14 protein-coding genes are annotated in these 13,175 nt (G+C 34.4%); 11 read left to right on the top strand and 3 right to left on the bottom strand.

The genetic code is table 11. The features are described from left to right. Positions 1-200 precede the first annotated feature (200 nt). The 11 genes from IWX80_RS09260 to IWX80_RS09210 all read left to right on the top strand — a co-directional run bounded on the left by IWX80_RS09260 (position 201) and on the right by IWX80_RS09210 (position 10,430). Positions 201-1,601 (top strand): MBL fold metallo-hydrolase, encoded by a 1,401-nt coding sequence (locus IWX80_RS09260; RefSeq protein WP_196853179.1) that lies wholly within the window; start codon positions 201-203, stop codon positions 1,599-1,601. A 60-nt stretch (positions 1,602-1,661) separates the two neighbouring features. Then, positions 1,662-1,931, top strand: a complete 270-nt coding sequence (locus IWX80_RS09255; protein ID WP_334682304.1) for a rhodanese-like domain-containing protein — start codon at positions 1,662-1,664, stop codon at positions 1,929-1,931. A gap of 233 nt (positions 1,932-2,164) precedes the next feature. Continuing rightward, entirely contained in the window at positions 2,165-2,473 is a 309-nt protein-coding gene (locus IWX80_RS09250) for a DUF202 domain-containing protein (protein ID WP_113635534.1), read from the top strand. A gap of 62 nt (positions 2,474-2,535) precedes the next feature. Then, on the top strand, positions 2,536-3,747 hold the full coding sequence (locus IWX80_RS09245; protein WP_334682303.1) for an MFS transporter: 1,212 nt from the start codon (positions 2,536-2,538) through the stop codon (positions 3,745-3,747). 64 nt (positions 3,748-3,811) lie between these two features. Then, entirely contained in the window at positions 3,812-4,381 is a 570-nt protein-coding gene (locus IWX80_RS09240) for a TlpA family protein disulfide reductase (RefSeq protein ID WP_196853177.1), read from the top strand. Between the two features lie 95 nt (positions 4,382-4,476). Next, entirely contained in the window at positions 4,477-5,046 is a 570-nt protein-coding gene (locus tag IWX80_RS09235) for a YeeE/YedE family protein (RefSeq protein ID WP_442899835.1), read from the top strand. Between the two features lie 10 nt (positions 5,047-5,056). Next, complete coding sequence (locus IWX80_RS09230; protein WP_072944174.1) at positions 5,057-5,554, top strand: DUF6691 family protein; 498 nt, start codon at positions 5,057-5,059, stop codon at positions 5,552-5,554. 7 nt (positions 5,555-5,561) lie between these two features. Further along, positions 5,562-6,632 (top strand): c-type cytochrome, encoded by a 1,071-nt coding sequence (locus IWX80_RS09225; protein ID WP_196853176.1) that lies wholly within the window; start codon positions 5,562-5,564, stop codon positions 6,630-6,632. Between the two features lie 17 nt (positions 6,633-6,649). Next, positions 6,650-7,075 carry a DsrE family protein gene (locus tag IWX80_RS09220; RefSeq protein ID WP_165152999.1) on the top strand — a complete coding sequence of 142 codons (426 nt, stop codon included), beginning with the start codon at positions 6,650-6,652 and terminating at the stop codon, positions 7,073-7,075. 95 nt (positions 7,076-7,170) lie between these two features. Then, on the top strand, positions 7,171-8,865 hold the full coding sequence (locus IWX80_RS09215; RefSeq protein ID WP_196853175.1) for a bifunctional metallophosphatase/5'-nucleotidase: 1,695 nt from the start codon (positions 7,171-7,173) through the stop codon (positions 8,863-8,865). Positions 8,866-8,999: 134 nt separating this feature from the next. Continuing rightward, positions 9,000-10,430 (top strand): OprD family outer membrane porin, encoded by a 1,431-nt coding sequence (locus tag IWX80_RS09210; RefSeq protein WP_196853174.1) that lies wholly within the window; start codon positions 9,000-9,002, stop codon positions 10,428-10,430. Positions 10,431-10,800: 370 nt separating this feature from the next. Here the strand turns inward: IWX80_RS09210 and IWX80_RS16990 are convergent, their stop codons facing one another. The 3 genes from IWX80_RS16990 to IWX80_RS09200 all read right to left on the bottom strand — a co-directional run bounded on the left by IWX80_RS16990 (position 10,801) and on the right by IWX80_RS09200 (position 13,035). Then, positions 10,801-11,805: a GMC oxidoreductase gene (locus tag IWX80_RS16990; RefSeq protein ID WP_334682302.1), complete on the bottom strand. Its 1,005-nt coding sequence runs from the start codon at positions 11,803-11,805 to the stop codon at positions 10,801-10,803. Then, complete coding sequence (locus tag IWX80_RS16985; protein ID WP_334682301.1) at positions 11,802-12,371, bottom strand: NAD(P)-binding protein; 570 nt, start codon at positions 12,369-12,371, stop codon at positions 11,802-11,804. Before IWX80_RS16985 ends, IWX80_RS16990 begins: the two co-directional genes overlap by 4 nt. 220 nt (positions 12,372-12,591) lie before the next feature. Beyond that, entirely contained in the window at positions 12,592-13,035 is a 444-nt protein-coding gene (locus IWX80_RS09200; RefSeq protein ID WP_196853173.1) for a tellurite resistance TerB family protein, read from the bottom strand. Between the last annotated feature and the right edge of the window lie 140 nt (positions 13,036-13,175).

Genomic DNA, 13,175 nt, shown 5'->3' with positions numbered 1-13,175 from the left:
TACCAAATAGTGCAATGTTATTCCGATTGAACAAATTGTTACGGTACAAACAACAACAAATACAATTACCTCATAAACTACAACATCCGTAAAAGGCAAAATAATTAAGTTATTAATGCCTATGTAACATTAGTCACCAATTTTCATAAAATCATCAACTAATTTTGTCCTATAAATTAGAAACTTAAAAAATAAACGATATGTATTTTCAACACATTTACGATAAGAGTCTTGCTCAGGCAAGTTATTTTATTGGCTGTCAAAAAGCAGGAGTAGCCGCAGTTATCGATCCTAAAAGGGATGTTGATACCTATCTTGAAATTGCCAAGCAGAACAATATGAAAATTACTCATATTTTAGAAACTCACATCCATGCTGATTTCCTTGCGGGCTCCAGAGAACTAGCCGCATTGACAGGAGCAGAAATGTACCTTTCAGCGGAAGGCGGACCCGATTGGAAATATGAATTCCCTCATGTTGACATAAAAGATGGTGATGTTTTAAAAGTAGGAAACTTAAAAATTGAAGTAGTTCACACTCCAGGACACACGCCGGAAAGCATCAGTTTTCTTTTGACAGATACTCCTGCCAGCGAAGAGCCCGTCATGTTGTTCACCGGTGATTTTGTATTTGTTGGAGATGTAGGACGACCTGATTTGCTTGAAAAAGCAGCAGGAATAAAAGGAACGCAGGACATTGGTGCCAAACAAATGTATCAATCAATCAAAAAATTTGATGCATTACCTGAATACATTCAAGTTTGGCCTAGTCATGGCGCAGGTTCTGCTTGTGGAAAAGCATTAGGAGCTGTACCAAGCACGACTGTGGGTTATGAAAAAATAAGAAACTGGGCTTTTCAGCATAAAAATGATGAAGAAGGATTTGTAAAATATTTATTAGAAGACCAACCGGAACCACCGAAGTATTTTGCAATGATGAAAAAACTGAATAAAATAGATCGTCCGCTGCTTACAGCTGTTCCTAAATTGAAAAAAATAGATTACACTGAATTATCAGAGGCTTTAGCCAAAGGCATTAAATTGATAGATGCCAGAGATAAAACAGAATTTTCTAAAGGATTTATTCCGGGAAGTATTAACATTCAAGGGAACAATTCATTTGCTACTTGGGCAGGATGGTTTCTTACGTATGAAGAACCTTTTATCTTACTTGCCGATGAATCGCAATTGGATGATTTGACCCGAAAACTAATGAGAATCGGTTTAGACAATATTCAAGGTTACGTTCCTTCTACAAAAGTATGGGAAGAAAACGGCGGTTCTTTGGAGAAAGTGAATCAGATTACTATCGAAGAATTTAAAGCCTTACAGCAAGAAAAAGATGTTCAGGTAGTTGATCTTCGTGGTGTTGCAGAATACAATGCAGGTCATATCAAAGGAGCTAACAATGTATTTGTAGGTACTTTAGTAAATAATCTAGACAAAATCAGTAAAGATAAAAAAGTATTAATCCATTGCCAAGGAGGAGACAGAGCAGCGATTGCTTACTCTTTACTAGCTAGAAACGGCTACAAAAATGTACTAAATTATTCTCCTGGAATGAATGAGTGGGTGAGCCAAAACAATCCTATTGAATACTAAAAAACCTCTTGTATGTTCGGAATTTTTAAAAATATGTTTTCAAAAAAAGACAACTCACAAATGGAAAAATTAATAAAAGAAGGTGCGTTCCTTGTAGATGTTCGCACCCCAGCAGAATTCGCTGAAGGTCATGTAAAAGGATCAACCAATATTCCTTTGGATCAAGTTGCGAGCCAATTGGAAAAATTTAAAGGAAAAGAGCAAATTATTGTTTTCTGCCGAAGTGGGAATCGCAGCGGTCAAGCCAAAATGATTTTGGAACAAAATGGTTTCAAAAACGTTACCAATGGCGGTACTTGGCAAGATGTAAATGAAATGATCAATAAATAAACAGCAATAATTTTAAAATAGTGTGCAGTTTAAAACAAGAAAAATACCTGTTTTAAACTGCACATTTATTTATTTAGCAATCGAAATTAATACGATTTGATTAATAGTTAACTTATAAAATACCTTTAAAAGATTTGATTTTTCAAATTGACTTAAATAAAGAGTAAATTTGATAGTCGTCTAAAAATTAGGAATAACAGACATTTTGAAAAAAATAAGAATAATAAAATACTATGGAACAGAAAAAACCAGCAAACAAAGACTTAATTTTAAGAGAAAAATTAGCATTGCAACGAACAACATTGGCTAATCAATCTACTTTTCTTGCCTTTTTGAGAACCTCCATGTATTTTTTGATTGCAGGCTTGAGTTTGAGAAATCTACTAAAAATTGAAAATAGTTTACTGATTGAAATCGCACTTTTCGTCACTTCATTTATCATTTTTGTTTTTGGAACGGTGAACTATTTTAAACATAAAAAATCCATTGCAGAAAATAAAAAACACATAGGCGATTATCAGTTGGAATATTACAAATTGTAAGCACCTATTCATTTATGGCTAACTTATATTCCAAACAATCATTTTAATTCCTAAAAAATCAATTGAAAACAAATACAACGAAACTTGGACTAAAAGAAAATTGGAAACAGTTTACTATTTTGGTAATCGTCAATGCGTTTGTTGGGGGAATGATAGGAATGGAACGAACTATTATTCCAAAATTTGCTGAAATTGAATTTAGTATTGCCTCAAAAACGGCTATTCTCTCTTTCATCATTGCCTTTGGAATCACGAAAGCAATTACCAATTATTTTACAGGTAAACTGGCAAATCGTTTTGGCAGAAAAAATTTGCTTTTATTTGGTTGGATTCTGGCCATACCGATTCCTTTTATTTTGATATATGCTGAATTTTGGAACTGGGTGATTTTCGCCAATATTCTTTTGGGCATTAGCCAAGGACTTACTTGGAGCAGCACTGTGGTTATGAAAATTGATTTGATTGGAGAAAAAGATTGCGGATTGGCGATGGGACTCAATGAGTTTGCCGGTTATTTTGCCGTTGGATTAGTTGCTTTTCTGTCAGGCTATATCGCCCAAAAATATGGCATTACGCCCTACCCTTTTTACTTGGGAATTGGGATTTCGATAATTGGTTTTCTATTGACTTTGTTTTTCGTCAAAGATACCCGAGTATTTGTACACCAAGAAAACACGACCAATACAACTGAAAAATTAGAAAATATTTTTCTCGAAACCACTTTCAAAAACAAAACATTAAGCGCCATAACACAAGCCGGATTAGTCAATAACCTGAATGATGGAATGATTTGGGGACTTTTGCCTATTGTGTTGCTTTCTTTGCATTATGATTCTCAGAATATTGGAATTATAACCGCCATTTACCCAACAGTTTGGGGTTTTGGACAATTAGTAACCGGAAAAATGTCCGATGTTTATTCGAAAAAAAAGATGCTGTTTTGGGGAATGTTACTGCAGGGAATAGCGATACTTTTTATTCCTTTTGCTAAAGCATTCTATCAGTTGGCCGCTATTTCAGCCTTTTTAGGTTTGGGAACGGCTTTAGTTTATCCAACTTTTTTATCAGCAATTGCGCAAGCGACAAATCCACATCAGAGAGCCGAAAGTATTGGTACATTTAGACTTTGGAGAGATTTAGGATATGCAATAGGAGCAATTATTTCAGGAATAACAGCTGATTTATTTGGATTAAATTACGCCATAATATTGATTGGAGTTATCACTATTGTATCGTCGTTGATCATTGAAATCCGAATGCCGAAAAACACTTAATAAAATAATAAACAGTTAAAATTGAACAGAAAATAATTTCTTTTTAGAAAATAATAATAAAAAAATGGAACCAAAAAAATCAAAAAAATCTACTATTCAAAATATTGTTTTTATTGTATTGATAGCACTGCTTTTGTTTAGTCCTTTGGGCACTTTTGTAAAAGTACACTTAAACCGATTAATTGCTTTTTCGCCTAAAACTATAGCTGTAACAGATCAAAAAGAACTGTCGACTTATCAGTGGCAATTAAAAGACGCCACCGGAAAGATTGTGTCACTGGAAGCATACAAAGGAAAAATAGTATTCATTAATTTCTGGGCTACCTGGTGTCCGCCTTGTATTGCGGAGATGCCAAGCATTCAAAAATTATATGTTGATTACCAGGATAAAATGGTCTTTTTATTTGTGACAACGGATTCTTTTGAGAAAGCGAATGCTTTTATGATTAAAGAAAACCTTACACTTCCTGTCTATCAATCACTAACCAATTCTCCATTGGAAATGGAATCTTCAACTATTCCGGCAACCTATCTTATTGATCAATCCGGAAATGTGATTGTAGCCAAAATTGGTACCGCAAATTGGAACAGTGATTCTTTTCGAGAAAAGTTAGACGAGTTACTAAAAAAATAAAATCAATGTCATTTTTACTTTTTTTTTTTTGTGTGACAAAAGTAACATAACTACTCATTTATAAATATAACCTTTGTGGTAATAAAAATATAATTATGGAAATTTTAGAATTAATCAGAGAACCTTGGCCTTGGTATATTGCCGGCCCATTAGTTGGACTTACAGTTCCAGCTTTGTTAATTATTGGTAACAAATCATTTGGTATTAGTGCCTCATTACGTCATACTTGCGCCATGTGCTTACCGGCAAACATAAAATTTTTTAAATACGATTGGAAAAAAGAAATCTGGAATATGTTTTTCGTTTTCGGTATTTTATTGGGCGGTGTAATTGCGTATAGCTTTTTGTCTAATCCTAATCCGATTATCATTGATGGAAATCTACAAACTGAATTGGCAGGCTACGGCATAACGGAAATTTATGGAATGTTGCCAGAACAATTATTCTCGTGGGAAAGTTTATTTACACTCAAAGGATTTTTCATGATGGTCGTTGGTGGCTTTTTCATTGGTTTTGGTTCTCGTTATGCGGGAGGTTGTACTAGCGGTCACGCGATTTCAGGTTTGTCTAATTTACAAATGCCATCATTGATTGCAACGTGTTGTTTCTTCATAGGTGGATTGATTATGGCAAACATTATTTTACCATTTATTCTTTCACTTTAAATTACGAATTATGAACATTAAAGATCAAAATACAGATTTCGAAACGCGTTCATTAGATACAGTTTGTATCAACGAGAGTCAATTGGAACACAAATGGTACCATAATTTAAAATATCTTGTCATTGGTATTTTATTCGGTATTGTTTTCATAAAAGCAGAAATTATCAGTTGGTATCGCATTCAGGAAATGTTTCGTTTCCAATCTTTCCACATGTATGGCGTTATTGGAAGTGCCGTTGTTGTTGGGATAATTTCCGTTTTCCTGATAAAAAAATTCAATATTAAAACCATTTACGGTGAGAAAATTGAGTTCCACGACAAAACCTTCAACAAAGGTCAGATTTATGGTGGACTCATCTTTGGATTGGGCTGGGCAGTAACTGGAGCTTGTCCTGGACCGTTGTTTGCACAAATTGGAACGGGTGCAACCGTGATGATTGTAACCCTATTTTTTGCAATAGTAGGAACTTGGGTATATGGATATTTTAGAGATAAACTGCCTCATTAATAAATTTATGATTCCAGAAAAACAAAATATCGTCCAATTTAAATCGCTTGTAAAAAGACTGATTTATCTCTTTATGACTATTATTTTCTTAGTCATGGGGTTATTCTTGGTTGTGTTTTTCAATTCATCCATCACCTCTTGGTTTCAAAATAGTGATTCAAACCTCGATTCCCTTTATATCGATGCTAAGAAAAAAGTGATGGTGCAAAATGAAACGGCAAAATTCTGGAAGCCAGTTGATATCAATTTGATTACAGATATCACTTTAAAACAAGAAGTCGAATATGGTAAAGATTTAATTGCGCATACGGCTAAATATTTGGGCCCAAATGGCAGTGTGAAACAAATCTCTAACGGGATGAATTGCAACAATTGCCACTTAGATGCGGGTACAAAACCTTGGGGAAACAATTATGGTTCGGTATATTCGATGTATCCAAAAATGAGAGCTCGTAGCGGCCAAGTGGAAAATCTCTACAAAAGAGTCAACGATTGTATGGAAAGAAGCTTGAACGGCCAGCCACTCACAAAAGATGACAGGGAAATGAAAGCTATGATTGCGTATATTGAGTACATTGGAAGTAATGTTCCCAAAGGCAAAGAGGCAAATGCCTCAGGAATCTATGATTTGGAGTATTTAGATCGTGCGGCTGATCCTACCAAAGGAAAAACACTGTATGACGCCAAATGTGCGAGTTGCCATCAGTTTAATGGTGAGGGGATTTTGGCAGCAGACAAAAAAGAATATACGTATCCGCCACTTTGGGGCAAAAATTCATATAATAGTGGTGCAGGACTTTTTAGAATCAGTCGGTTTGCGGGCTACATCAAATACAATATGCCGCTGGGTGCAACGTATGAAAACCCTCAATTATCAGATGAAGAATCTTGGGATATTGCGGCTTATGTGGAAAGTCTGGACAGACCATTGAAAGATTTAAGTCAAGATTGGCCCGATATTTCGAAAAAACCTGTCGATCATCCTTTTGGACCTTTTTCTGATTCGTTTACGGAAATCCAACATAAATTCGGACCTTTCAAACCTATTAAAGAAGCAAAAAAGAAAAAAGAAAATTAACCACTTAAAACCAAATTATGAAAAACCTCACGCTTTCATTTATTCTTGTATTTAGCATGATTTCAATTGCTGCATTCGCTCAAAAAAAACCGAATAACCACAAAATTGTTTTTCAGTTTACCAATGCTGTTGACACTTTACAACAAAAAGCAATTGTAAACCAATTAAAAAACTTAACAACGCATTGGCCTAATGCAAAATACGAAGTAGTGATTCACAGCATGGGTTTACCTTTTGTAATGTCTGCAAAATCAAAACAAATAGACGCGATAAAAGAACTTCGAGCTAAAGGAGTTCGCTTTTTAGTGTGCGAAAATACAATGAAAAGTCAAAAAGTATCTAAAGACCAAATCATTTCGGAAGTAGAATATGTACCTGTGGGAATTGCCGAAATCGTTGAAAAACAAGAACAAGGCTGGACGTACATCAAAGGCGGATTCTAAAATAAGACTGTAACTATATTTTGCATCTAGCCACACTATAAATTTAGCTATAGTTTTTGCTGTAAAATTTGCTATAAATCTAAAAAACTAAAACCATGAGCAATAACCGAAGAGATTTCCTTAAATCAGTTGGGACTTTAGGTCTGGGTGCTGCTATTATTTCGCCTATTTCCACTATTGTAAATACAACTCAGACGGAAGAAATAAACTTGGATACAGCAATCAACCGAAGCAAACCTCAAACAATTTCTATTCTTCAAACTACCGATGTACATTGCCAAATTCATCCGCATGATGAGTTGTTTTGGGAAAATGACAAAGTAATTTTTAGAAAAACGGGCGGTTATGCATATATGGCAACCTTACTGAAACAATTAAAAAAGAAAAACCCAAATACCTATATCATTGACACTGGCGATATGTTTCAAGGTAGCGAATTAAGCGTCGAAACTACCGGTGAAGCTTTTGTTCCCATTTTAAATGCGTTGAATTACGATTTATATCTTCCAGGAAATTGGGAAGTAATTTACGGAAAAAGAAAAATGCAAACGTTATTGGGTTCGCTGGATGCACCAAAAATCTGTACTAATATGTACCACGATTTAGGTAACGGAAAACGAGGCGAACTTATTTTTCAACCCTACACAATTTGGCATATAGCCGGAGCAAAAATTGGTTTTTTAGGCTACACCGATCCTTTGGTGCCGTTGCGACAAAGTCCAAATTACAGCAAAGGAATTTTATATACCAATCCCGAAGAAAATCTGGCTCATTATGTAGATGTGCTTAGAAATCAAGAACAATGCAGTTATGTGATCATGATTGCACACTTAGGTTTATCACAACAAATAGCATTGGCAAACCGACCGGAATGTGAAGGTGTCAATTATATTTTAGGAGGCGACACGCACGAAAGAGTTCGAAAACCTATACTATGTAAATATTCAAAAGTGGTGGAACCGGGAGCTTTTGGTTCGTTTATTGGAAAATTAGATTTGACAATTTTAAACGGAAAAGTAATTGAAGACAACTATGAACTACTGGAAGTTGATTCGCCAAAAATAAAACCAGATGCTGCAATTGAAAAATTATTAATAGAAAAAGAGTCTATTTACAAAGAAAAAATTAATCAGGTTATCGGTTATAGCACGATTCCTTTATACCGCTATTTTGTGGTGGAAAATCCAATTGACACCATGATTTTAAATGCTTTACACTGGAAATTTCCAGATATAGATATTAATCTTTCGAATGGATTTCGCTTTTGCCCGCCAAAAACGACTCCGGATCAAACTGGAAATATTCCCATCACAAACGGATTTATTTTTGATATGTTACCCGTTGACAGCACTGTGCGAACTGCAAAAGTGACTGGTAAGCAACTGAAAAACTGGTTGGAAAAAGAATTAAATAATGTTTTTGCCGAAGATGCTTCGAAACGTTTTGGTGGTTGGGTCGTAAAGTTCAAGGGAATGGAAGTGCGCTTTAATGCTTTTGCAGAAATGGAAAAAAGAGTACAAAGTATGACCGTGAAAAATATACCGTTAGATCCTGAAAAAATGTATTCCATAATGGCCTGTGAACGCGACGGCGATCCTGTAGACATGCTTTGCAGAATGAAAGGCGTGATGGATGCCAAAAACACTAATGCAACTTTACATTTGGTCATGAAAGAGTATTTAAAACAAAATTCTCCTATTACTCCTACTCCGCAAAAAAATGCGATAATTCTTGATGCTCCAGAAACTCTGTTATCGCAGGTTACTGGTGTCAATTATACTTTTAGATAATATTTAAGGAAAGTAGTCAAAATTTATAAAGTCGAATGCCTAAAACACTCGGCTTTTTTTGGGTCAATGTGATAAAAGTTACTTCCCATTTAGATTGATGAGATTATTTTTGTTGCAAATCTAAACGTACAAAAATGAAAAATTTCTTCGCTGTAATATATATACTTGCTTCCCTCCTTTTTACCATAAATACAATAGCGCAACATCAAGAAATTTCAGACAAGCCGAGCGTTTGGAAAGAAAAAAGTAATGAAAAAATTGATTCCACATCGATTTTAAATGCTTTCAAAAAAGGAGTCTTTAATGGTCATTTTCGCTATTTTTTCATGGCGACTAACAATGAAAGTGGTTTATCTGATTATTATGCCAATGCAATTGGTGGCGGCGTAAAGTTTGAAACCGCTAAATTCCATAATTTTCAATTTGGTGTCAGCGGCTATTATATTTTTAACATTGGCTCTTCTGATTTTATTCAAAAAGATCCTGTTACTAATGTGTCCAATCGATATGAAGTAGCACTTTTTGACATTCAAAACCCATCAAACAAAGACAATTTAAGTCGGTTAGAAGAATTATATTTAAAATACAATTATAAAAATTCGACTTTAACACTTGGAAAACAATTACTCAATACGTCATTTATAAACCTGCAAGACGGCAGAATGCGTCCTACGGAAGTGAACGGAATTTGGGTAGATTATAATGAAATCAAAAAGACTAAAATCAATTTGGGATATCTCTACGGAATTTCACCACGAAGCACACTGAAATATTTTGAAGTGGGAGAATCCATAGGAATTTATCCAGCTGGCGTAAAACCTAATGGAACGAAATCTGATTATGCGGGAAATTTAGATAGCAACGGAATTTATATTATGGGTGTACAAAATGAATCTATAAAGAATCTAAAAGCACTATTATGGAATCAGTACGCGGAAAATATATTCAATTCGGCATTGTTCCAAATGGATTATAAATACGATTTAAATCCAAACTCAAAACTGCTCTTCGGTTTTCAGACGATATACCAAAACGCTTTGAATTCTGGAGGAAATGAAGATCCCAGCAAAACTTATTTTGAAAAAAATGGCAATTCTCAAACTTTTGGAGGAAGATTAGGCTGGCAAAATAAAAAAATAGAATTGACTTTAAACTACAACCGAATAACTGCCAAAGGAAGGTATTTAATGCCCCGAGAATGGGGACGGGATCCATTTTACACCTTTATGCCCAGAGAACGGAATGAAGGTTTTGGAGATGTAAATGCCGTGATGACCAAAATACAATATACAAATCCTAAAAAGACATTCAAATCGAATCTGGCAATAGGATATTTTGATTTACCGGATGTGAAAGATTTTGCATTAAATAAATACGGTTTGCCTTCTTATGTGCAGACCAATGCTGATGTTCGCTACCAATTTCAAGGGATGTTAAAAGGTTTTGATGCACAATTATTGTATGTACACAAGTTCAATGTGGGAGAAGCTTACGGGAATAAAAATTATATTTTCAATAAAACGAATATGAGCAATATCAATTTTATACTCAATTTCAATTTTTGAGATAATCCTTTTTTAATCCAAATGATAAAACTTCATTATCAAATAATTTAGAAGCAAATACAACAGCGTTCCTACCACTGCAAATGTGATAAAAAAGCTAATCAGGTTCAGCACAATATTAGGAATAAACTTCAATCGAGGATGCGTGATTAAAGGTTCCCGATGTAGTCTTTCGTAAATACTTTCCTTCGCTATTTTGATTTTCTTTTTGATAATCGAATTGTTTTTAAAGACGAATTAAGTCCTGAATTAAAATAAAATCATGCACTTGGTTAAGCTCTCTAAAGTAGGTAATTAATTTAAGAATAGTATATTTAGAAGTGAAAAATAATAGCGACTTATTTTTAATTCATCCATTTAGCATGAAAATTTAAAAATTCTTTCTTTCAGCAGCCACAGGAATCTGATCCATAGCTCGTTCTGCGATTGCTGTGATGGAAAGCGATGGATTAACTCCAGGATTTGCAGATATCATGGAACCGTCAATGATCAACATATTTTGATAACCAAAAACTTCATTATTTTTATCAATTACTCCCTCAAAACGGTCTTTCCCCATCACTGCACCTCCCAATACATGGGCAGTTGACGGGATTCCTGCTACTGATTCCAAAACAAATGAAGTTGCTTTCCCATTGACTATTTTGCTATATTTTTCGGTTAAAGCAAGAGACTCCGGAATATAAGCGGACGGTTTTAATCCCGTACCTATTGTCGATGACATTCCTCCAAAAAAGTTGTTTTTGAATTTTAAAGTACTGTCAATTGACTGCATGAATAATAAAACAGTAGTGCTTTTTGACCAACTGTTTATCCAATAAATTTTGAAATAGGACAATGGATATTTTACTACTTGCTGCGTCATGTTTGCCATTCGTACCAAAGCATTTTTACCATTAGACAAAGGCAAATGAAGCAATTTCCAGAAACCAGATCCTTCAGAATACCTCACAATTTCCAAATGACTATTATCATCCGTGTGCAGCAGGCTGCCAATAGCCACTCCTTTTGATAAATTTTTAGTTTTGTCCAAAGAGGAAACACTGATTAGCGTTTCATTATTGGTTCGTATATCAGCACCCAATTTATCGGATAATAACGGAAGTGATTTTGTCTTTAGTTTGAGCAGTAATTTAATAGTTCCCAAAACTCCTCCCGAAAAAATTACTCCTTTTGAAGTAAATTCTTTTCTGGAACCAAAAAATTTTGTGCTGGATTTTACCCCAACTTTGTAGCCTGAAGTCCCGTCTTTAACATCAATTGGCAAAACATTATAAACCTCATTTTCAGCAAGGATTTCAGCGCCATTATTTTGTGCCAGATACAAATAATTTTTATCAAGTGTATTCTTTGCATTGTATCTGCAACCCGTCATGCAACCTCCGCAAAAATTACATCCGGACCTTTTCCTTCAAAATAAGGATCGTTAACTTTTACTCCTTGTTTTCCAAAAAAAACAGCAACATCAGGATGTTCAAATTGATCTTCTTTCCCAATTTCTTTAGCCAATTCCTTCAATGCAAGATCACCGTCAAATAATTTTGGATTTCTGGAGGCACCAAGCATGGTGAGCGCTTTTTGATAAAATGGTTTTAATTCGGTTTCCCAATCTTCTAATTCGCTCCAACTTCCTGATTTAAAAAATGCCGATTTTGGTACAGGCAAAGTATCCTCATACACCAGCGAACCACCACCAACACCCGTTCCCGATATTATTACAATATGCCTGAAAATACTCATTTTCATGATACCAAAGAAACGCAACGAAGGCATCCACAACCATTTTCTGAGATTCCAATTGGTCTTGGCAAAATCTTCCGATTTGTACCATTTGCCTTTTTCAATTACTAAAACTTTATATCCTTTTTCAGAAAGCCGTAAAGCACTTACTGAACCTCCAAATCCGCTTCCTATTATTATGTAATCAAAATCGTAGTGCATCTTTTTTTATGTTATATCCCAAAAATAAGCAATTATTTTGAATAATATGCATGCATAGTAAAAGGTGCGCAACGATTCTTTTGACAATAAAAATCAACTTTTTGTTTCTCCAAAACAAAAAAAGAAGAGCATTTCAGATATGAAATGCTCTTCTTTTTACAATCAAAATTAAATCCATTTAATACACGCTCTGAAGTAAGACTATATTTAAGTTAGCCGTTTATATTCCTTTAATATTTCCTTTATTTTTCAAGAAAATGACTTCAATTATTTTGCTGGTCATTTCTTTCTCAATTTCTAATTGATTGGATAAAACTTCAATTACGTTTTTTTCTTCTTTTTCCAATGTTCCGTCGGCGAGTAAAACTTCCAATGCGAGAGCAAATACGGTTTCTTTATCTTCTCCTTTAATCCATTCGGAACAAGCCGAAATATATTTTAATTGTCCCAATTCCGCTCGTACATTAAATGCTTTTCTGTAAAGAGGTGCAATATCAATTCCGACAAATTTCTGTTTTGAAGACAAAACTCTAGATAATGTTGCCGTTTCCGAATCGGTAATTTGATTATCGGCAGAAATGCAAGAATATAAAATACCAACCCAAGCTTCAAACTCAGAATTTACAGTATTTTGACCACTATTATTATTTTCAAATGAACTCATATTTTTTATTTTTGGTTAAAGTTACAGCTAACAGTCCTGTGATTTGCTAGATTTTAGTAATAAATTATGATTTAACATTTATAAATTCATTGCAGATTTTAAAAATTTCGCTCCGGCAAAACTCTTTTAATTCTAGTAAA

This window comes from Flavobacterium sp. CAN_S2 (assembly GCF_015752255.1).
GTDB lineage: Bacteria > Bacteroidota > Bacteroidia > Flavobacteriales > Flavobacteriaceae > Flavobacterium.
This window is presented reverse-complemented; position numbering and strand designations above follow the sequence as displayed.

Bases quoted from the DNA above. Each gene is read 5' to 3' on its own strand.
- IWX80_RS09260 (WP_196853179.1), top strand. From the start codon at position 201: ATGTATTTTCAACACATTTACGATAAGAGTCTTGCTCAGGCAAGTTAT.
- IWX80_RS09255 (WP_334682304.1), top strand. From the start codon at position 1,662: ATGGAAAAATTAATAAAAGAAGGTGCGTTCCTTGTAGATGTTCGCACC.
- IWX80_RS09250 (WP_113635534.1), top strand. From the start codon at position 2,165: ATGGAACAGAAAAAACCAGCAAACAAAGACTTAATTTTAAGAGAAAAA.
- IWX80_RS09240 (WP_196853177.1), top strand. From the start codon at position 3,812: ATGGAACCAAAAAAATCAAAAAAATCTACTATTCAAAATATTGTTTTT.
- IWX80_RS09235 (WP_442899835.1), top strand. From the start codon at position 4,477: ATGGAAATTTTAGAATTAATCAGAGAACCTTGGCCTTGGTATATTGCC.
- IWX80_RS09230 (WP_072944174.1), top strand. From the start codon at position 5,057: ATGAACATTAAAGATCAAAATACAGATTTCGAAACGCGTTCATTAGAT.
- IWX80_RS09225 (WP_196853176.1), top strand. From the start codon at position 5,562: ATGATTCCAGAAAAACAAAATATCGTCCAATTTAAATCGCTTGTAAAA.
- IWX80_RS09220 (WP_165152999.1), top strand. From the start codon at position 6,650: ATGAAAAACCTCACGCTTTCATTTATTCTTGTATTTAGCATGATTTCA.
- IWX80_RS09215 (WP_196853175.1), top strand. From the start codon at position 7,171: ATGAGCAATAACCGAAGAGATTTCCTTAAATCAGTTGGGACTTTAGGT.
- IWX80_RS09210 (WP_196853174.1), top strand. From the start codon at position 9,000: ATGAAAAATTTCTTCGCTGTAATATATATACTTGCTTCCCTCCTTTTT.
- IWX80_RS16990 (WP_334682302.1), bottom strand. From the start codon at position 11,805: ATGACGGGTTGCAGATACAATGCAAAGAATACACTTGATAAAAATTAT.
- IWX80_RS16985 (WP_334682301.1), bottom strand. From the start codon at position 12,371: ATGCACTACGATTTTGATTACATAATAATAGGAAGCGGATTTGGAGGT.
- IWX80_RS09200 (WP_196853173.1), bottom strand. From the start codon at position 13,035: ATGAGTTCATTTGAAAATAATAATAGTGGTCAAAATACTGTAAATTCT.